The organism is Amycolatopsis ruanii, assembly GCF_003385175.1.
GTDB lineage: Bacteria > Actinomycetota > Actinomycetes > Mycobacteriales > Pseudonocardiaceae > Amycolatopsis_E > Amycolatopsis_E thermalba.
This window is the reverse complement of record NZ_PQHY01000025.1, coordinates 19,996-39,444: the sequence shown is the minus strand read 5'-3', so window position 1 is coordinate 39,444 and position 19,449 is coordinate 19,996. Positions and strand designations below refer to the sequence as shown.

Here is a 19,449-nt window from a genome sequence, read left to right as displayed (position 1 = left end):
GAACGGTCGTCAGCGCGATCGCGACGATCAACGCGCCGACGACGACCAACAGCACGCACGCGCGCAGGGTCGTCGACCAGCCGCTCAGAAATTGGGCAGCCAGACACAACCAACCGTCACGAGCGGGGGCCTTGCGGTGGCGGCCTGCATGTGGCCGCTTGGCGACACCACCTGACGGAGCGGCCGCCGGCCGCGGACGCCTCGGCTTCTCGTCCGGGTGGTTCAGGATCACACGGACCCGTTTGGGCGGGGCCTTCTCTGGCGGGTCGCCAGCAGCGGGCGGTACAGTCATCAGGTCCTCACGATTGTCTAGCCGGCATTCATGGACACTCACGTGGCCCCCTGTTCCCGCAGGGGGCCACGACCTTTCACCCACCAGCACGCAGGCGCTGGTGCGATTGGAGCCATTGTGACCGCTTCGCACCGCTGCCTGCTCGCGCCGTCGGATGCGTCGCGCCGAGCGGTTCAGCCGAAGCGCCCGGCGGTCGGGTGAACCGCAAAATTAACCGAGCGTAACTAGTCCAGCCGATCACTTCAGCCGCATTAACCTTCCCGGCGACCGGTCGTCGCGGCTGACCACTTCCCAGAGCGGCTCAGTTGAACACACTTCGTCGCTGGTCGCAAGCGTTCGACTGCGGAGTGCTATCTCGATGGTTCACGAACGGCGGGCTAGATCTCCTCGAGCACTCCTCACCTGCACACCGCGGCCGTACTGTCAAGGCTTTCACCCTGCGTTGCGCCATATCAGCGTCCCCCGGGTGAAGATCAAGAACTCTGGGTAGCTCAAGACGCCAGGACCGTGACGTCCGACGGCGCCCTGGCGCGCAATCGAGATGCCCCGTCTGGATGAAATGGACCGGTTCTCCCGCAGATCGCGTTGGCAGCAGCCAAGGTGAAGTGCATGGAACTTCAACCACTGGGCGAGTACGAACCCACACCGCGGCCACCACGCCGGCCTAACGCCGGCCGAAATGACCGTTTGACCGTCCACCTACCTGAAAAGCTCCCGGAACTCAATCCCCGGGCCGCCTCGACCCTGCTCGGCATCCTTCGCGAGCTGAACAGCTCGCCTCAGCAGCAGCGACCGCAGGATGGCGGCTAACGGACGCGGGCACGGGTAGCCAGTGCACCACATTTGAGAGACCCGACTGCCTGACCTCGTACGCGGAGTTCTCCCGAATCGTCCCGCAGATCAAGCCCTGACAGATGCCGACGCCACAACTCAAGCTGTAGCGGCGCTGAGGCCCCTGTCGCGGACATTTCGCCACTTTCTCCCGGGAGCCCAAGCCTGGTGCCAGGACGCGGCGGTCACGCTCCCCTGCTTGAGAACCGCATCTCGAGTCAGCAGCGCCGGCCAGAACTGGATGAGATGTGGGGTCACCGTCGGCCGGCCGAATCGGCGTGCACGTCGGTCGCACACCAGGTCCACACCACGGAGGCAGTAGCGGACCCGGAGCGGACCTTCGTGCAGGGCGAGCCTCCGGGACTGCAGCCCTGACCAGTCCCGCAGGCAAACCTCACCAGCGGACTCGAAGGAAACCTCAACCACGTCCTCCCACTCAGGATCAAGGTCAGGCGGGCCGCTCAAGGCCTCAACCTGTAACGGAACCCGCCCGGTCGGCAGGCCGGTGATGAACGCCAAGCGGCCACTCAAAGCGGCTCCACGGAAACCGTTCTACTGCCCGGCAAATGCCCTCTGCCACATCGCCGAACCGCGCCTGGGCTGCCTCAACGCTGATGTAGCCCTCAAGAACGTCGAGCTCGCCGTCGAACAAGACCGTCATGCCTGCCCCCAGAGACCGCCGGTATCCAACTGCCCTTCGCAGTGATGCTTCGATCATGCATCAGAACAGCCGCCTGACGCACGTCTAGTAACAGATTGCCCCGGCAGTCCTACTTGGCCTTCTTCCGCCCCTTCGGCTTAGCGGGAGTTGCCTGAGCCGCTTCATAGGCCTCGACCACGTCAGCCCGAATCCGACCGCGGTCAGCCAGTTCGTACCCCTGCTCCTTGGCCCATTCACGAATGGCGCGCGTCTTCTCCCGATCAGCCGGGGACGCGGCGTGGCCGTTCGTGCTCGGCCGCACTCCGCGCTTGCTCCGTCCGCCTGTTTTTCGCGCATTGGCGACGAAGTTAACAAGCTCATCGCGCAACCGACCAGCGTTGTCGGCAGTAAGGTCGATCTCGTAATCCACGCCGTCGAGTGCGAAGAACACCGTGCTGATGTCCTCGGTCACCGAACCATCGAGGTCGTCGACCAGTTCAACGGTCACCTTCTGTGCCATACATCTTCCCCGTCATCGTGGTTGTCATCAATCGAGCAAGGCACCGCTCCTCCAACAGGCAGCGGAGGAACCAATGCAGCGTCGACCCTACCGGCCATGACGACATCGCCTCCGACCGACTGTCGGCACGGTGCTAATAGGACACGCGCTAGGCGCGCTCGGCCCTGATCACGACAAAGCCGTTGGTCTTCCGCACTTCTCGAAGCCCGTACCGCGCGGGTATAAACTCCTCCGGTCCGTAGCCGACGCTGCCAGCGCCGGCCGTCCGCGCTGGCAGATACACCAGCACCTGGTCGACGAGACCTGCAGCGAGAAACGGCGCCGCCTTCGTTGCGCTGTAGTTCAATACCGCTGACCGGATGCCGCCCTGATGCAATGACGCCAGGAGCTCTTCAGGCGAGCCGCCGCTGGCGACGCCGTCAAGTTCGATCATGCCCAGGCCATGACCACCCAGTACCCCTTCGAAGACCCGTCCGTCCTCCGTCAGAACGGCGTCCACGGATACCCGCATCTCGTCAAGGAACGGGTCAGACAGCGAAGAGCGGCCACCCTCCACCTCCGCCAGTGACGCCCAGGTGACAAACGGACGTGCGGTCCGCAGAGCGCGCAGCCATGGCCCCAGCACCAACTCGGCCTCGTCGGCCAGAAGGCCGACCTCCACGTCGACGCCTGCGGCCCGCATCCTCGCCGCGCCGCCCTCTTCCCGTGAAGTCGGATCGATAATCGCGATGACACAGCGGGCGATGCCCGCCTCAATTAGCAGTTTCCGGCATGGTGGCGTCCGGCCGAAGTGGTTGCACGGCTCAAGCGTCACCACCGCCGTCCCGCCCCGTGCCCGGTCGCCGGCCATTGCCAGGGCATGCGCCTCAGCATGGGCATCACCCTTACGTTCGTGGAAGCCTTCGCCCACCACGACGCCGTGTCGGTCCAGGATGACGCAGCCCACCGGCGGGTTCGGGCTGGTCGTCCCAAGACCAAGCGCAGCAAGGGAAATGGCTCGCCGCATGGCGGCGAGCTCAGTGGGTGCAGCCATCACGGCATCCCGGCGATTGCAAGGTCGTCAAGCAGGTGGGCGACCTCCGCGACGCGTTGGTGGCGGTGAAGGCGTTGCCCCACAACCTGTATCTCACGTTCCGTTCGGACGGAACCGGCACTGCGGGCAATGCCAAGCGCTTCCCTGGCCACAGACGCAGCCTGCTCCACCTCGTCGACGGCCGCGTAGGCTACGGCGAAGCGACTCAACGCCACCCCGCGGTCGCGCCGGTAAACGGCTGGCAACGTCGGCAGGGTCCGGTCAAACACCTCGATGGCCCGTTTCGGTTGCTGAAGCGTCAGCCAACAGGACGCCCGCTGCAGCTCTAGGTAGCTCTCCGTGCAAAACGATCCGTGCCCGCCGCGAGCGTCCCCGTCGGTGTCTGTGGCGGCCCACGCCAGCGCTTCGTCAAGTTTTCGCAGCGTGGAACCGGCATCCCCGTCGAGGGCGTACCCGTGTGCCTCCTGCTGAGCCAAGGCCGCCCGCATCGGACCAGCCAACGCGGCTTCATCTCGTTGGGCAGCTTGCACCAAGCCGATGGTCTGGCCAGCGTCACCACTCGCCGCGGCCTGCTGGCTCCGCCGAAACAGTGTCCAGGCCAACATCACGCGATCGTCAGCTTCGTGGGCCCACTCCAGTGCCCGATTCGTCCAGTACACCGCGCGGTCGAGGCCGCCCGCGTCCTCGTGCAGCCAGGCTGCGGATTCCGCGTACTGCGCCGCTACCCGCGCCACCTCACGCCGGGCATGGTCACGCGTCACGGCCAGCAAGTCACCGATCATCACCAAGTGGCTCTGCACCGACGTCAAGGCGTAGCGGGGCCCGAAGAGGTTGTCCGTCTTAACCAGGAGGTGCCACTGCTCCCGCAGGTGGTCGACCATCTCGTGGACCTGGGTCGAAGTCACCACCGGCAAGTCGGGGCCGCGAGCGGCATCAGCCGCGGCACCCAAAGCCGGGCCGAGCGTCATGGCGGACGCACCGGCGGCGGCGACGTCCGTCCCTGGACCGACGCCGACTAGTTGTAGTCCCGCGCCACTACCCCACTGAGCGATCTTGCGCTGATGGTGCTCCAGCTCGGCGATTCGGGCGGCGTGTTCGGCCTGAGCCCTGGCGTTCTCGAAGGTTCGGTAGGCCGCGAGGAGCTGGCCAGCCGCGGCGAGTGCTTCATCAGCCGCTCGCCAGAACGCCTCATCTCTGGACCGCTGCCCGCGTTCGACATGGGCCAGGGTCGTGCGGTCGCAGTACAGCCGCTTCGCGAGCTGGGCTTGCGTCAGGCCGGCGAGCTTCCGGTACGCGCTTAGCTGCTCTCCGAGCGCCCGCTGCCGCTCCGTGACCTCGCCTGGCTCCGTGTCCATACCCCTCACAACCCACCTTGCGACGCGGTGGTCCACCGGTGCTCGATTCTGTCAGGTGACGCCGCGTGTGCCAACTGTGTGCACAGGGTTGTGCACACCACTGACACGCGCTGAAGTCAGTGGCAGGCGCCCGCCGCCGGGCGAGCCTTTCAGACACCTCCCCGATCCCGGCGGCGGGCGCTGCCCAACCAGCGACTTCACCAGGACAACGTCTATGGCGACCCGATTGATCGAACGCACCCCCTCCCCGATCCCGGCCTGCTGGCAACGGGGACACAACCGTCTCGCTACCAGCACTGAGCCCCGCCTTCCCGAGCCCGCGCTCCTCTACAGCCTGACCGCCTTGACGCTGACGCTGCACGCGCCGCGCCCACAATCTGGCGGTTGCAGGACGTGTGGCCGACCATGGCCGCGCTCGTCGGTCTGCTTGGCCTACCGACTGCGTGAAGGGTTCTGACGATGGCCGAACCAACCGCGGAAGCGGAAGCCCTGGTCAAGGCCTTGGCCAGCATGGCCGCCAACCTGCCGATGGCGGCGCTCGAACTGCGGGAGGGTCGTATGGGGCCGGCCCGCCAGCATGCCCTGGGCGACCTGCTCGTCGAACTCGGCCAACTGGTCCACCGCCATGCCGAGATGGACCAGGCGGCAAGCCCCGACGCCGGGAGCTCCACTCCCCCACCATGACACCTGCGGCCGCCGCACTCCTCACGCTGACCGCTGGCCTCCCCTTGCTCTACCTCCTGGTCCTCGCGCTCAGGCGACGCCATCACCTCCGCCAGCACCAGCGGTCCGCCGAACCGCGATCCGTGGCGGCCATCGTCCGCAGGGTCCACGAAGACCAGCAGGACCAGCACCACGACGTGAGGTGGCCACGGGCTGACCCGGACCGCGGACGCGTCGCCCAGCCGAGGCCGCTGCTTTCTGACTAATCCCCCACATCACGACCGCCCTCGGGAAAGGAGCTGCCCGCGATGGACCCGCACCACAGACGGCCACGCCGGTCCGCACCGTGCTGACACATTGGTTGCGCTGGACGCGCGCGCGGTACCGGTGGCTCACCGTCCAACGACAGGTCGGCCGGGGCCTGCGGCAACTTCGTCAGGAGCGGCATTGGACCAACCGGCGGCTAGCCAGCGCAGCCGTTGCTCCTGGTTTCGCGTGGTTCTCATCGAGCACGGTCGGACTGAGCCAAATCTGCCCGACCTCCTACAACTGGCCCGCGCACTCGCCGTCGATCCCCGCGTCCTCGTCGAAGGCCTCCGCCCTCCGTCCGCCCCACCACCTTTCGAGGAGTAGCCCTCCATGACGCCGATCACGACGTTGCCCATACAGGTCGACACCGACCACACCCTCCGCGTGAAGATCATCGACGCCTGCGGAATGACCTGCACGTTCTGCCACAACGAGGGCACCCCCGTCGTCGCCGACAACCTCGGCCGCGAGATCAGCAGTTTCGTCCCCTCCGGGCGGACCGGTAGGGTCTCCATCTACACCGGCACCAACGGCGCCCACTTCCTACCGGCCCCCGTCTTGCCCGATGCCAGCTTCGAACAGGCCCTCATCGCGCTCCGTGACGCCCTCGGCCTGGACGAGCTCCATCTCACCGGAGGCGAACCCACCCTGCACACCGGTCTCCCACAGCTCGTGACGGTCGCCCGGCGGGCAGGTTTCTCGGTCCGGATGACCTCGAATGGTGAGCGGGGTGCTGATCAGATGGCCGCATGCGCCACGGCCGGGCTCGAGCGAATCAACTTCTCCGTCTTCGGCACGACCCCTGAGGAGCTGGCCGCGGTCCAGCACAATCGGTACCGCAACCTCGGCCGAGCCACCCGCAAGCTGGAGGCGCTCAGGGCGTCCATCGACGCCGCCCTGGCTGCCGGCGTCGGCGTCAACGCCAACATCGTGGTCCCCGACGCCAGCCACATTCCACGGATCCACCGCCTGCTCGATGAGTACTCACCGCGGCTGTCCATACGGCTCCTCAACTCGCTCGACCACGGCGATGCATCGATCCGGGCCATCAACCAGGCTCTCGAAGAGCGAGGCGCCGTACCCGAAGTCCGACACCTCACCGCCGGCGTCTCCGGAGCCCGTACCGCCTATCGACTGCCCGACGGGCGCCGGGTCTTCTACAAGCAGATCCGGCGGGTTCGCCTGCCCCAGACTTGCGCCAGCTGCCGCTTCAACAACGACACCGACTGCGAAGAGGGCTTCTACGGTGTCCGCCTCTACCGCGACCGCCGCGGTGCCTACCAAGTTGGCGTCTGCATTCAGCGGATGGACCTCTGCCGTCCTCTGGACGACTTCCTGCAGTCCGACCTACCGGCCGAAATCCGCCGGCTCCGAGAGCAGGAGCTCGCCGAACTCACACCCACCACTCGCTAGGCTCGACCACCACCCGACGAAGGAGAACTGCCAGTGCCAGTCGAGCACGAAGCCAAGGTCCTCGACATCGCCCCTGACGCCATCGCGACACTCATCCTTAACAAGGGTGGCCGGCAGGTCAGCGAGACCAAGCTCATGCGACGCTACGTCTACGACATCACGCCGGGAGATCAGTCGAAGTGGATCCGGCTCCGCGAAACCGGCAGCGAGACCACCCTTTGCGTCAAGGAGATCCGCAGCGACGCCATCGACGGGACACACGAAGTCGAAGTCACCGTCGACGACTTCGCCGGCACCAACGAACTGCTAGGCCTCCTCGGTTTCACGCCCAAGTCGTACCAGGAGAACCGTCGCACGAGCTTCCTGCTTGACGGCGCCCGTTTGGAGATTGACGAGTGGCCCCTCATCCCGCCGTACCTTGAGATTGAGGCCGACGCCCCTGATGACGTCGTCCGGACAGCCTCCTTGCTCGGGTTCGGCGAAGACCAGCTGACGAGCGAGAACACGATCAAGGTGTACGCCCGGTATGGGATCGAACTCGCTGCGATCAACAATCTCCGCTTCTGATCGTACCTAACTAGCCTCGGGCCGTTGCCGCTCAGTATCTCGCCGGTCGTAACACAACGACTGGCGTGACAGATCTCTTGATGAGCCCCTGTGAGAGGAACGGCAGGATGAGCAAGAGAGCTGCGCCCCTGTGAAGGGCAAAGTGCTGGTCGGCGTCGGCCTGCTGATTGTCGTGGCGTCGATCAACTGGGTCGTGGTCGCGGCTCTGGGTGGGGCTCTCCTACTTCTCGCGATCATCGGGATGATCGTTTCGCCTACTTCGGAGCGACCAGACGCCAAGCCGAAGCCAGCGAAGGCCAAGCCGAAGAAGCAGACTGAGCCCGTCCGAGTGGCGGGTGGATGGCAGTATCCGGGCGGCGAGACCGTCGACGAGGAGACCCACTCGCGTCGGCTCCTGGCGGAACAGTTGGTGCTCCCCGCAGAGCGACGCGACCCGGTCTGGATGGCAGCGCTCGCGGCGCGCGATAAGCCGATCAACGAGCTGGCCGCGATGCGTCAAGCCGCCGAGAACTGGCTAAGGGCCTATCACGCCCGCGCCTACCGAATACTGGACCGTTCGACCGAAGACCTCGAGCGGCTGTGCGCGCAACGCGGCCTGACCTCGTCGCTTCCTGTCGGCACCAACATGCGCGCACGCGACCTCGCTGACGCGCTGTCCCGATGGCTCGAACGGACACCAAAACCCGAGCCAGACCGAACTGCCGTCCTTCATCTTGAACGGCAATTCTCGCTGACGACGGATTGCAGCAACGGCCATTTCGCCGATCACGGCATCGTCTCCGCAGCCGATGGGCGCGTTACGCGAGAGTGTCGCTACTGTGATCCGTCGACTCGGTGGACGGAAGAAGCATGACGGTGGCCCTTAACGGCTGAAGGTCGCGTGCACCCCATGGACACGAGGACGCCGGCACGAGCCACAGTGACTACGCCTACGCCTGTTGGAGTGACCGTATCCGTGAGCCCGTGATCGGCTGGTTCGGCGACAGGCAAGGGCTCGATGTTCGTCGCGACGGTTCGGTGGCAGTACCGGGTCCAGCCAAACGTGCCAACGATGCGCTTCGCCTGCCTCTCGGACGAGTCGGAGTACCGCGAACTCCTCCGCAACCCGACGATCGCCTCAGTCTGGAACTTCGACCTCTCGGGCGGCCTCGATCCTGCCGAACTTCCGAAGTCTTCACGCTGCGCAGCTGGCCGTCGACGGAAAGGCGCGAAGATCCGCCGTACCGTGCGCGACGGAGCATAGTTTGCCTCCGTGACCCTCGGCCAGGACGTCGTCGACCAGGACGTGACGATCTCCTACACCTATCCGTCCTGTGCAGCGCCACGCCACCTGCTCTACCTCGACCTCCCGCGGCCAGCGAAGGGCGTCCACTTCCAGGGCGGGCATTCGTCGGGTCAACGTCGTGGATTACTTTGCCAGCCCCGACACCGCTCGGGTCGAGCAGTCACCAGCGGACGCTCCCGCCAAAACCATCGACGTCAGGCAGGTGTTTCCGAGGGCAGGCGTGGCGTTCGTTCGGGTGCTTGAGGACCCACTGGGTAACACCTCGGGCCGTCAGAAGGCACTGCAAGATCGGGGGGGTTACCTAGTCCTCATCCTCGTCAGGCGTCGGATCGCCTGTCCTCACCAAGCGGAGCCACAGCTCATCAGGCGCGGCGCCGGTTGCGCGACTAGCGGGCGCTTCCACCGTTAAGGCATACACACCTGGCCCGTCCGGCAGTTCGAACGGCCCATGCACCCCGCGTGTGATCTCTCGGCATGGGCTACCTCGACACCTACGCCGCCACCTGCGGCTTCAACGTCGGCCTCCTCGACCCCTAAGCCCACGGCCTCGGGTCTGCCCAGGGTCTGGTTGACATCTCACGTGTGAGGCTCGGCCTCGCCTGGAAGGATGTCATCGTGCCCAAGCCCTACCCCCGCGAGTTCCGCGACGATGTCGTTGCCGTGGCCCGCCGCGGCGAGACCCCGTTGAAGCAGGTCGCCAAGGACTTCGGGATCTCCGAGTCATGCCTGGCCAACTGGCTGCGCGCCGCCGACGTGGAGGACGGCGCCCGGCCCGGCGTGACCCGGGACGAGTCCGCCGAGCTACGCGAGTTGCGTAAGCGCAACCGGCTGCTGGAGCAGGAGAACGAAGTCCTGCGCAAGGCGGCTGCCTATCTGGCGCAGGGCAATCTGCCGGGAAAATAGTCTTCCCGCTCGTCCGTGAACTGGCCGCGGCCGGCGCACCGATTCGGGTGCCGGCCGCGGTGACGTGCAGGGTGCTGGGCATCTCCCGGCAGGCCTACTACCAGTGGCGATCGTCTCCGGTCTCGCAGCGGGACTGGGACGACGCGCACCTGATCGACGCCGCCCTCGAGATCCATGCCGACGACCCGGCCGACGGGTACCGGTTCGTCGCCGATGAACTCGCCCGTCGCGGGTTCACCGCGTCGGAGAACCGGGTGTGGCGGATCTGCTCGATGCAAAAGATCTTCTCGCTGCACGCCACAAAGAAGGGCCTTTCCCGCACGGCGGGGCCGCCGGTGCACGACGACCTGATCCGCCGCGACTTCACCGCTGACGCGCCGAATACCAAGTGGCTGACCGACATCACCGAGCATCCCACCGGCGAGGGCAAGCTGTATCTGTGCGCGGTCAAGGACTGCTACTCCAACAAGATCGTCGGATACTCCATCGCCTCGCACATGCGGGCCTCGCTCGCGGTCGCGGCGCTGCGTAACGCGATCGCGCTCCGTAACCCGCGCGGCGTCGTCGTCCACTCCGACCGCGGCGCCCAATTCCGATCGGCGACCTACCAGCGTGTGCTGCACGCACACGGGCTGGCCGGGTCGATGGGCCAGGTCGGTGCCTGCGGGGACAACGCCGCGATGGAATCGTTCTTCTCGTTGCTGCAAAAGAACGTTCTCGACACCCGGCGATGGCACACCCGCGACGAACTCCGGTTGGCGATCGTGTCCTGGATCGAGACGAAGTACCACCGCAAACGCCGCCAACGAAGGCTGGGCAAGCTCACCCCGGTCGAGTTTGAGACCATCTACACGACCGCAGCAGCGGCCTGAGAAACAGTCAGCCCCGGTGTCAACCGAAGTCTGGGCAGACCCCTCAGCATCGACACCACCATCCGGCTCCTCAACGGTCTCGCACCGCCGCTGTGCCGGCCGGCCTCACCCCATTGGCCCCAGCTCAGAGAATCGCTCACCGTGGAAAAGCGTTCCGCCAGGAAGCGGTTGGGCTCGGGGCGGAAGTTTTGCCTTCCTCTCGCCATGTCCCTTTCGGGTCGGTTCGCCGGAGTTAGGGGTACACCGGCCGCTCGACCTGGCGCGGTCGTGACGAAGGAGGTTGGCGCCTATGAGCAGTTTTTCTCGGGCAGGGTCGCATTCTCGGCTTACTCGGCCGCCTACGGCACCTCGGGGCGTCGATCGTGCGCCGTCTCGTGGCGGGCAGGGTTCGAATGCTTCCCCGGCGGCTCAGCCGTCCGAGTCGACGGCGCCGATGCTGTTCACTGCTGAGCAGGCGGCGGTGATCTTGCAGGTGCGGCCGTCGTGGTTGCGACGGAAGGCGGCGGCGCGGGCAGTGCCGTGTCGATTTGTGGGTAAGCATCTGCGGTTCGCTCGCGCGGACCTGGAGGCCATCGCCGAGATGAGTGCCCGGAAGCCGCGAAAGAGCTCGTGACCTCAAAGAACCTTCAGTGGCGGCTTGCTTTATTGACGGACATTCAGCGTCCATATGTCCGTCAATTCATCCACGCAAAAACATTGAGGGGTGATTCGTCATGGCTTTCGTCGAGAAAAGCGGAAAAGACTTGTGGAGGGTTCGTTATTGGCGGGACGACGGGACGCATGGGTCGTTGTCGGGGTTTCGGACGAAGAAGGAGGCGCAGGACAAGGCCGCTGAGATCGATGCCGACAAGCGGCGTGGGACGTTCCTCGACCCGGAGGCCGGCAAGCTGCTCCTGGCGGAGTGGATCGTGACCTGGTTCGACGCCATCGACGTCGCACCCGCCACGCTCGCGCAATATCGCAGTCTGACCGACAACCACATCATTCCCCGCTGGGGCGACACCAGTCTGAACAGTATCTCCGGTATCGCCGTGCATGCCTGGGGCAAGAAGCTCCGCGGCCAGGGGTATGCGACCTCGACGGTGTCCACGATCATCAAGCTGATGACCATGATGCTGGCCGACGCCGCCGACGAGCGCCTCATCCCAGTCAACCCGATCCAGCCCCGGCGGCGCGGACGGCGGCGGCACCAGCCCCGGACCGAACAGCTGTGGGCGACACCGGAACAGGTCGTCGCGATCGCGGCGCAGGCCAGCGCGCTGGTCGGGCTGTGGGCCGGACTGCTCATCATCACCGCGGCCTGGACCGGCGCCCGCTGGGGTGAACTGACCGGCCTGCAACGCCCCAACGCCCACCTCGACGACGGTGAGATCATCATCGACCCGCAGATCGGCGCGCTGCACGAAGTCAACGGACAACTGGAACTCGGACCGCCCAAGACGGCGTGTTCCGCGCGCACCATCTCCCTGCCGCCGTTCCTCATCCCGCCACTGCGGGCCTACCTCGACAGTCACGACCATCCGCATGTGTTCGTCAGCGCCGAGCACCAGCTGCTGCGGCGGTCGAACTTCTCGCGCCGTGCGATGCGACCCGCGGCAGATGGGAATCTCCAGCGGGTTCGGCCCGAGGTGCGGGTGCGGCCGATCCTGCCCGGACTGCGCTTCCACGACCTGCGGCACAGCCACAAAACCTGGATGATCGCCGACGGCATCCCCGAGGTCGCCCAATCGCGGCGACTGGGGCACCGGATTCCCGACGAGATCCGCGACGTCTACTCCCACGTAGCCGCCGAGGTCGAGGCCCGTCTGCTGGACAGTCTCGAACGCCGCTGGCACGACGCCGTCGCCAGCGTGCACGAAAATCACGGGCCGACGATCACGCAGCCGCTCTTGCTCGCTGCCTGACATTCACCATCACGTGGCCCGCTGCCCGTCCGGCAGCGGGCCACCGTCATATCCGGATCTCGTCGAGCGCCGCAGGCGTTGCCAAGCAGCCGTATCGCCCCCGAACCACCGCCCACCGGCCCCAGCCGTCCAGCGCGGCCGTCAGCGGAGCGCAACGGCGCCTATCTGGCCGCAACCGGCACGAACCCGAATCGGGTTCCGGGCGCTTCGAGCAGGTTCAGGTCAGTTGGTCAAAGAGCGGCCGAGCAGGAGCGTTTAGGCGACCCCATTTGCCGCCGGAAGCATGATCCACTCCAGAATCGCTCCTGCACACCCCCGTTGATCTTGAAGTCGACGAGCTGCAACGAACGTGAAGAAAACACGAAAAAGCCCGCCGACCTGGGCTTCCACCCAGAGCCAGCGGGCTCATCCAGACCGTCGGGCTGACAGGATTTGAACCTGCGACCCCTTGACCCCCAGTCAAGTGCGCTACCAAACTGCGCCACAGCCCGGCCGTCGCCTGCCGTGAGGCTCGGCGACGGGGGATAGCTTATTACGGACCGCACACAGCCCGGTAGCGGGGTGCCTTCAAGTCGCTGGCCTGCGCGGATGAGGCCGGGCCCCCAGGACGGCCCCGCCCCTCACCAGTGCGCCGCCACCACACCGGCGGGCCACCAGCTCACAGGTGCGCGGCCAGCCGCGCCCCCAGCTCCGGTGCGCCGGACAGCTCCTCCCGGATCGACGCTGTCGCCATGGTGGTGAACAGCTCCCTGGGCGTGGCCGACCAGTCGAGGCCGCCGAAGGGTGGCTCCGGGTCGTACTCGATTCCGAACTGGAGGAACTTCGCGACGTCCTCGCTGGTGAAGCGGGCCGCCAGGTGCAGGGCCATGTCGATCCCCGCGGCCACGCCCGCCGCCGTCAGGATCTTGCCCTCGTCGACCCACCGGCGGCTCACCGGCATCGCGCCGAACGCGCGCAGCGCCTCCAGGAAAGACCAGTGCGTGGTGGCCTCCCGGCCCTCCAGCAGGCCCGCCGCGCCCAGGATCAGCGAACCGGTGCAGACCGAGGCCGTCACCTCCGCCCGCGCGGCCGCCGAGCGCACGTAGTCCAGCAACCGCTCGTTCGTCAGGGCCCGCAGTGTGCCGGCCTGGCCGCCGGGCACCACCAGGGCGTACGGCGCGGGCACGTCGTCGAAGGTGCGCTCCGCCGTCAGCGACAGGGGGATGTCCGAGTGCACCGGGTCCAGGCTCTCCGCGACCACCGTGGCCTCGAAGGACGGGTCCGCGTGCCGCAGCGACGCCAGGACCTGCAGCGGACCGATCAGATCAAGGGGCGTGAGCCCGGGATACAGCACGAAAGCGATCGTCTTCATGCACCGCAGCCTGGCGGGCACCACGGCTGCCCGGGCAGGGGATGTCCGAAAACCTGGGATCGTCGTCGGACGGACGGCTACGCTGACGCCATGCGCCGGATGGTGATCGTCGGGTACGAGGAGTCCGCCCTGCTGGACATCGCCTGCCCCGCGGACGTCCTCGACGCCGCCAACCGGTACGGCGCCACCCCGGCGTACGAGGTCACCCTGGTCAGCCTCGACGGCCGGCCGATCCGCTGCCAGAACGCGCTCACCCTCGCCGCGCAGGACCGGCTCGACCGGCTCCGCGGCCCGGTCGACACGCTGATCGTCGCGGGCGGGACGGGCCACGCGAGAGCCGCGGCGGACGTCAGGCTGACCACCCACGTCCGCCGGGTGGCGGCGACGGCCAGGCGGGTCGCATCGGTCTGCACGGGGACGTCCGTGCTCGCCGCGGCGGGGCTGCTCAACGGCCGGCGGGCGACGACGCACTGGATGTGGGCGGCGAAGCTGGCCCGGCAGTACCCGGAGATCAGCATCGACCCGGCGCCGCTGTTCGTCCAGGACGGCAACGTGCACACGGCCGCGGGCGTGACGAGCGGACTGGACCTGACGCTGTCGTTCGTCGAGGCCGACCACGGGCCGAGCCTGGCGCGCGAGGTGGCCCGCGCGCTGGTCACGTACCTGCAGCGGCCGGGCAACCAGGCGCAGGTGAGCATGTTCCTCGCCGCGCCGCCGCCCGAGCACCGCCAGGTGGCCGACCTGGCGGCGTACATCACCGGCCACCCCGGCGGCGATTTGTCGACCCGGGCGCTGGCGGAGCGGGCGGGGCTGAGCGAGCGGCAGCTGACGAGGCTGTTCCAGGAACACGCCGGGGTACCGCCGGGCCGGTTCGTCAGACGGGCCCGCACCGAGGCCGCCTCCCAGCTGCTCGCCACTACGGACCTGCCGTTGACCGCGGTGGCCCGGCGGTGCGGGTTCACCTCGGCGGAGACGCTCCGCCAGGCGTTCGTCGAGTTGTGCGGCACCCCGCCGTCGGCGTATCGGCGCCTGCACCGGCGGGCCTGCATCGCCTGAGCAGCGGGCCGGGCCGCCCGCCGCACGACCGCCAAAAGGCGGGGTACCCACGCGAACCGGACAGCCCACCCCCCGAGCCTGCACCGTCAGGAGCAGCGGGCCGGGCCGCCCGCCGCACGACCACCGAGGCGAACCCCGGACGAGCCGGTGGAACCCGCGCGCGGAGCGGTACCACGCCGCGACCTGTCGTTATCGAATATCTACAGTAGTGCCCGATGCGCAAATACCTGTGGCTGGTCCCGGTGCCGTGTGCGGTCTGGCTCTTCTTCGCGGTGCAGGGGATGATGCACTACCTGCCCACCCGCCCCCAGATCGACCTCGAGGTCTACCGCCACGGCGTGCAGGCCTGGTGGGACGGCCGGGACATGTACGGCGCGCTGCCGGAGGTCGCCAACGGCGCGCAGCTGCCGTTCGTGTACCCGCCGTTCGCCGCGTTGCTGCTGTCGCCCCTGGCGATGCTGCCGTGGGACGCCTCCGTCGTCACGCTGTACGTCCTCAACGGCCTCAGCATGTTCGTCACCGTCTACCCGCTCGCGCGCGCCGTCCGGCCGCAGCTCGGGCGCGACGGCGGGGTCGCCGTCGCGTCGGTGGTGCTTCCGCTCACCGTCTTCCTCGAACCGGTCAGCCAGACGTTCGGCTTCGGGCAGGTCAGCATCATCATGATGGCCCTGGTGACGGTCGACTGCCTGGCCGGGCGCACGATCTGGCCGCGTGGCTTCGGCATCGGCCTGGCCGCGGCCCTCAAGCTCACCCCGGCCGCGTTCGTGTTGTTCTTCCTCATCCGCCGCGACCACCGGTCGGCCATCACCTCGGCGATCACGTTCGCCGTGGCCTCCGTCATCGGGTTCGTCGCGGACTTCGGCGGCTCGATCCACTACTGGTTCCAGGGCGGCCTGAGCGGCGGCGGCGTCAGCGGCACCGCGTTCGCCACCAACCAGGCCATCGAGGCCGTCGTCGTGCGCACCGGGCTGACCGGCGCGGCCGAGAAGGCCGTGTGGCTCGTCCTGGTGCTCGGCCTGCTGGCGCTGGTCGCGAACGCGATGCGCCGCGCCGAACCGGCCCTCGCGTTGATGGCCTGCGCCGGACTCGCCCTGCTCGTCTCCCCCACCTCGTGGTCGCACTACTACGTGTGGGTGGTCCCGGCGCTGGTGGTGATGCTCGGCATCACGATCCGCCGCGCCGAGGACCGCTCGTGGCTGGCCACCGCGTGGCTCGGCTGGGGCGCGCTGACCGCGGTGTTCTTCGTCTGGGCGCCGTTCCACACCCTGCCGGACACCGACTTCCCGGTCGTGCACCGCGACTGGACGTTCCCCGAGCAGCTCTCCGCCGCCACCTACGTCCTGGTCGGCGTCGCCCTGTTGCTGGCCTTCGCGATCCCCCGTCAGAAGGATCGCGAGCTGACGCCGGTCACGCCCGCAAGGCGCCCCGCCGGCGCTGCCAGTCGGTGACCGCGGAGCAGCCCGCCTCCAGCTCGGCCCGCAGCAGCGCCTCCTGCTGAGCCGCGACCTCGTCACCGAGCAGCTTCGCCACCCGGTCCAGCCCGGACAACGCCTCCCACGGCGTGCCCGGCAACGCACCCACGACCTCCCCCGCCGCCGCCAGGGGAACCCCCTCCTCGATGCCGGCCCGGCCCGCCGCCAGCAGCGCCGCGAGCACCAGGTGCGGCTGCGCGTCGGCGCCGGCGAACCGGAACTCCAGCCGCAGCGACGCGTCGCGCCCGGCCACTCGCACCGACGCCGTCCGGTCGTCCACGCCCCACCGCAGCTCCCGCGGCGAGAACGGCGCTGTCCGCAGCCGCACGTAGCTGTTCCAGGTCGGCGCCCACACCGGGGCCAGCGCCGCCGCGTCCCGCAGCACCCCGGCCAGGAACGACGCCATCACCGGCGACAGCGCGGTCCCGTTCCCCGACGCGGGCTCCCCCGCGACGGAAGACAACGACAGGTGCACGTGGCACGAGCACCCCTGCCCCGGCTCCGGCGCCGCCAGGTAGGCCGCGGACACCCCGTGCTCCGCGGCCACCGACCGCACGATCAGCTGCTGCAACAAGGCGTCGTCACACGCGGCGAGCGCATCCCGGTGCCGCAGCACGATCTCGTACTGCCCGGGATGGCACTCGGCACGCGCGGACTCCACCCCCAGCCCGGACTGCTCCAGCGCCACCCGCAGATCACGCAGCACCGGCCGCATCCGCTCGGTCCCGCCGACCGCGTAGTCCACGCCGTGCGCGCTCAGCGGGCCGTCCGCGTCGCCGAACACGACCTCGTGTTCCAACCCCGCTGACGGCACGTACCCGAGCGATTCGAGCGCCATCAGCTGCTCGGTCAGGGCCCGCCGCGGAGCCGCTCGCGCCGGTTCGCCGTCCGGCCACTCGACGTCGCACACGATGCCGCACAACCCGTCCGGCAGCGCGGTCATCGTCGCCGGATCGGGCCGCATCCGCAGGTCCCCGTAGCCGCCGACGTAGCGAGCGAGCGGGCTGTCCGGCCCGGCCGGCAGCGCCTCCCGCTCCACGTCCCAGGCGAACACGTACGTGCAGACCCCGTAACCGCCGGAGAGCACTTCCTCGGCCACGAACCGCCCGGACAGCTCGACCGCGGCGAACCGGGCGTGCGGATCGGGCACCAGCAGCAGCACCCGCGGCACGTCCCCGCGCGCCAGCGCCACGCGCAGGCCCCGGGCGGCCGCGGCCCGCTCGGCGAGCGTGCGCGGCCCGACCGGGCGGGGCGCTCTCACCACGCCCCCGCCGGGTCCGGGGCGTGCAGCGGGTTCGGCACGCGCCCCCACCGCACGTCGAACTCGTCGTCGCGGTCGACCTTGTCGAACCCCTGCCCGGCCAGGTGTTCCCGGTTCAGCGTGACCCGCTCGACGTCCGGCGCGAACAGCAGGCACGCGTCGAACCGCCGCGCGACGTCCGGGTTCTCCGCCCGGTAGCGGCCGGCGACCTCGCGCACCAGCTCCCAGAACCGCGCCCGCGGGAAGGCCAGGTCGTCGAGCAGGATCTCCGCCCAGAACCGCAGCTGACCGGAGAACACCGAGCTGAACAGCGACTGCGCGAGCAGGTGCGCCGGCCAGCGCAGCATCTCCCCGGCCGCCTCCGGCGCGAGCAGGCGGTAGCAGTCCAGGTCCTCGTCCAGGAGGTCGACGCCCTGCGCGAAGTCCTTGATCGCCACCCGCAGCGGCCGCCCGCGCTCGTCGACGATCAGGATCAGGTTCTGGCCGTGCGGGCAGAACCCGACGCCGTAACGCAGCAGCCACTGCAGCAGCGGCGTGAGCAGCAGGTCGAACACCGTGGCGCACCAGCGTTCGGCGTCCCAGCCGGACCGCTGGATCAGGCCCGTGATCACCGACGCGCCCGAGCGATCGCGGTAGGGCAGCGCGGCGAACGAGATCGCCTGCTCCCCCTCGGCCAGCCGGGACACCAGCGGTTCCCGCCACAACGCCCCGAGTGTTTCGTGGAACCGGTACGGCAGGTCCTCGATGGCGCCGAACAGCGGGTGCTCGACCGACACGCTCGCGACCTCGCCGAGCAGCTCGAACCGGTACTCGCCGGCGAGCAGCGGATCCGCCGCGCCGACCCGCTTCAGCCAGCTCGTCACCGCCGGCCCGGCGAGCGTCGCGCCGGCCGCCAGCCCGCGGTAGACGAGCGTGTTGCGCACCGACACCGCGGTCTTGACGTCGTACCGGTCCGGCCGCGACACGTTCGCCAGCGTCCGCACCGTCTGGTGTGGACGGTAGGCGTCCCGGGACTCGCCCAGCTCGATCACCACCCCGGTGGCGAGTTCCCCGGCGTAGAGGGTGCCGAGGATCTCGTCGGCCTGCCACGGGTGCACCGGCGCCCACACGTACTCGGCGGGGTCGGCGAGCCGGGCGAACTCCGCGCGCTGGTCGTCGTCCAGCTCCCCGGCCAGCAGCGTCTCGGCCGACAACGAGTCCACGCAGCGGAACCGCGCGTGGTCGCGGTGCACGGCGAACCACCGCAGCCGCACGTCGGCCCCGGCCTCCGGCGCGTACCGGGCGCGGTCGCCGGCGGAGAACCCGACCCGGCCCTTGTTCAGCACCAGCCGCGGATGCCCGGTGAGGTGCCCGTCGGCCAGGTTGTAGTCCATCGTGGACAGTTCCGCGGCGCTGGGGGCGCGGCGCAGCCGGGCGGCCTCGTTGGTGACCGTGGCGGTCAGCTCGGCCAGCACGTCCGCGAGCCGCAGCCCGGACAGGCCCAGCTCCTTGCGCGCGTCCACCACCAGCACGCGCGGGTCGGTGGCCGGTTCGCCGTCCCGCGACGCGGAACCCGGCTGCACCGTCCACGACTCGAAGGCACCGCGCCGGGCCCGGAACTCGTAGGTCACCTCCGGCAACGCCAGCCGCCAGAGCCGGTGCTCCGCGTCGTCCGCCGGCGACGGGTCGAACAGACCCTCGTAGGACAGTTCGCCGAGCATCTTGTGCACGATCAGCGTGCCG

At 68.6% G+C, this 19,449-nt stretch carries 17 protein-coding genes and 1 tRNA gene; 10 read left to right on the top strand and 8 right to left on the bottom strand.

Annotated elements, in window-relative coordinates; translation table 11 throughout:
• Window positions 1–1,592: 1,592 nt before the first annotated feature.
• The 4 genes from D0D28_RS35670 to D0D28_RS16095 form a co-directional block, all read right to left on the bottom strand.
• On the bottom strand, window positions 1,593–1,784 hold the full coding sequence (locus tag D0D28_RS35670; protein ID WP_162831077.1) for a hypothetical protein: 192 nt from the start codon (window positions 1,782–1,784) through the stop codon (window positions 1,593–1,595).
• A gap of 109 nt (window positions 1,785–1,893) precedes the next feature.
• A complete protein-coding gene (locus tag D0D28_RS16105) occupies window positions 1,894–2,283 on the bottom strand; it encodes a histone-like nucleoid-structuring protein Lsr2 (protein ID WP_116111103.1) in 390 nt (129 codons plus the stop codon).
• A 148-nt stretch (window positions 2,284–2,431) separates the two neighbouring features.
• Window positions 2,432–3,316 carry a bifunctional diaminohydroxyphosphoribosylaminopyrimidine deaminase/5-amino-6-(5-phosphoribosylamino)uracil reductase RibD gene (gene ribD / locus D0D28_RS16100; RefSeq protein WP_116111102.1) on the bottom strand — a complete coding sequence of 295 codons (885 nt, stop codon included), beginning with the start codon at window positions 3,314–3,316 and terminating at the stop codon, window positions 2,432–2,434.
• On the bottom strand, window positions 3,316–4,671 hold the full coding sequence (locus tag D0D28_RS16095; RefSeq protein ID WP_116111101.1) for a helix-turn-helix transcriptional regulator: 1,356 nt from the start codon (window positions 4,669–4,671) through the stop codon (window positions 3,316–3,318). The genes ribD and D0D28_RS16095 overlap by 1 nt, the downstream gene beginning before the upstream one ends.
• Window positions 4,672–5,130: 459 nt before the next feature.
• On the opposite strand from D0D28_RS16095, the gene D0D28_RS16090 reads away from it, so the two are divergent.
• The 8 genes from D0D28_RS16090 (at window position 5,131) to D0D28_RS16055 (ending at window position 12,587) form a co-directional block, all read left to right on the top strand.
• Window positions 5,131–5,355 (top strand): hypothetical protein, encoded by a 225-nt coding sequence (locus D0D28_RS16090; RefSeq protein WP_116111100.1) that lies wholly within the window; start codon window positions 5,131–5,133, stop codon window positions 5,353–5,355.
• 618 nt (window positions 5,356–5,973) lie between these two features.
• On the top strand, window positions 5,974–7,056 hold the full coding sequence (locus tag D0D28_RS16080) for a radical SAM protein (protein WP_116111098.1): 1,083 nt from the start codon (window positions 5,974–5,976) through the stop codon (window positions 7,054–7,056).
• A 33-nt stretch (window positions 7,057–7,089) separates the two neighbouring features.
• Window positions 7,090–7,623: a class IV adenylate cyclase gene (locus D0D28_RS16075; protein WP_116111097.1), complete on the top strand. Its 534-nt coding sequence runs from the start codon at window positions 7,090–7,092 to the stop codon at window positions 7,621–7,623.
• A 130-nt stretch (window positions 7,624–7,753) separates the two neighbouring features.
• On the top strand, window positions 7,754–8,476 hold the full coding sequence (locus D0D28_RS16070; protein ID WP_162831076.1) for a hypothetical protein: 723 nt from the start codon (window positions 7,754–7,756) through the stop codon (window positions 8,474–8,476).
• Between the two features lie 144 nt (window positions 8,477–8,620).
• Window positions 8,621–8,866, top strand: a complete 246-nt coding sequence (locus D0D28_RS35665; protein ID WP_162831075.1) for a hypothetical protein — start codon at window positions 8,621–8,623, stop codon at window positions 8,864–8,866.
• A 657-nt stretch (window positions 8,867–9,523) separates the two neighbouring features.
• A protein-coding gene (locus D0D28_RS16065) for an IS3 family transposase (RefSeq protein ID WP_116111095.1) occupies window positions 9,524–10,683 on the top strand; the annotation gives its coding sequence in 2 pieces (ribosomal slippage) (window positions 9,524–9,802 and window positions 9,805–10,683; 1,158 coding nt in all).
• Window positions 10,684–10,972: 289 nt separating this feature from the next.
• Window positions 10,973–11,296: a helix-turn-helix domain-containing protein gene (locus tag D0D28_RS37485; RefSeq protein WP_346009486.1), complete on the top strand. Its 324-nt coding sequence runs from the start codon at window positions 10,973–10,975 to the stop codon at window positions 11,294–11,296.
• Between the two features lie 100 nt (window positions 11,297–11,396).
• The gene (locus D0D28_RS16055) at window positions 11,397–12,587 is read left to right on the top strand and encodes a tyrosine-type recombinase/integrase (RefSeq protein WP_116111093.1); all 1,191 of its coding nucleotides are present in this window, start codon (window positions 11,397–11,399) and stop codon (window positions 12,585–12,587) included.
• Window positions 12,588–13,004: 417 nt separating this feature from the next.
• Here the strand turns inward: D0D28_RS16055 and D0D28_RS16050 are convergent.
• Together D0D28_RS16050 and D0D28_RS16045 are read right to left on the bottom strand one after the other, a co-directional pair.
• Window positions 13,005–13,078: transfer RNA gene (locus D0D28_RS16050), tRNA-Pro, on the bottom strand.
• A gap of 167 nt (window positions 13,079–13,245) precedes the next feature.
• Window positions 13,246–13,938 (bottom strand): DJ-1/PfpI family protein, encoded by a 693-nt coding sequence (locus tag D0D28_RS16045; protein WP_116111147.1) that lies wholly within the window; start codon window positions 13,936–13,938, stop codon window positions 13,246–13,248.
• Between the two features lie 90 nt (window positions 13,939–14,028).
• Between D0D28_RS16045 and D0D28_RS16040 the strand changes: the two genes are divergently transcribed.
• Together D0D28_RS16040 and D0D28_RS16035 are read left to right on the top strand one after the other, a co-directional pair.
• Window positions 14,029–14,994, top strand: a complete 966-nt coding sequence (locus D0D28_RS16040) for a GlxA family transcriptional regulator (protein WP_116111092.1) — start codon at window positions 14,029–14,031, stop codon at window positions 14,992–14,994.
• 215 nt (window positions 14,995–15,209) lie between these two features.
• Entirely contained in the window at window positions 15,210–16,442 is a 1,233-nt protein-coding gene (locus tag D0D28_RS16035) for a glycosyltransferase family 87 protein (protein WP_116111091.1), read from the top strand.
• Here the strand turns inward: D0D28_RS16035 and D0D28_RS16030 are convergent.
• Entirely contained in the window at window positions 16,402–17,730 is a 1,329-nt protein-coding gene (locus D0D28_RS16030; RefSeq protein WP_116111146.1) for a glutamine synthetase, read from the bottom strand. The genes D0D28_RS16035 and D0D28_RS16030 overlap by 41 nt on opposite strands.
• On the bottom strand, window positions 17,724–19,427 hold the full coding sequence (locus tag D0D28_RS16025; protein WP_429728412.1) for an IucA/IucC family protein: 1,704 nt from the start codon (window positions 19,425–19,427) through the stop codon (window positions 17,724–17,726). Before D0D28_RS16025 ends, D0D28_RS16030 begins: the two co-directional genes overlap by 7 nt.
• Window positions 19,428–19,449: the final 22 nt, after the last annotated feature.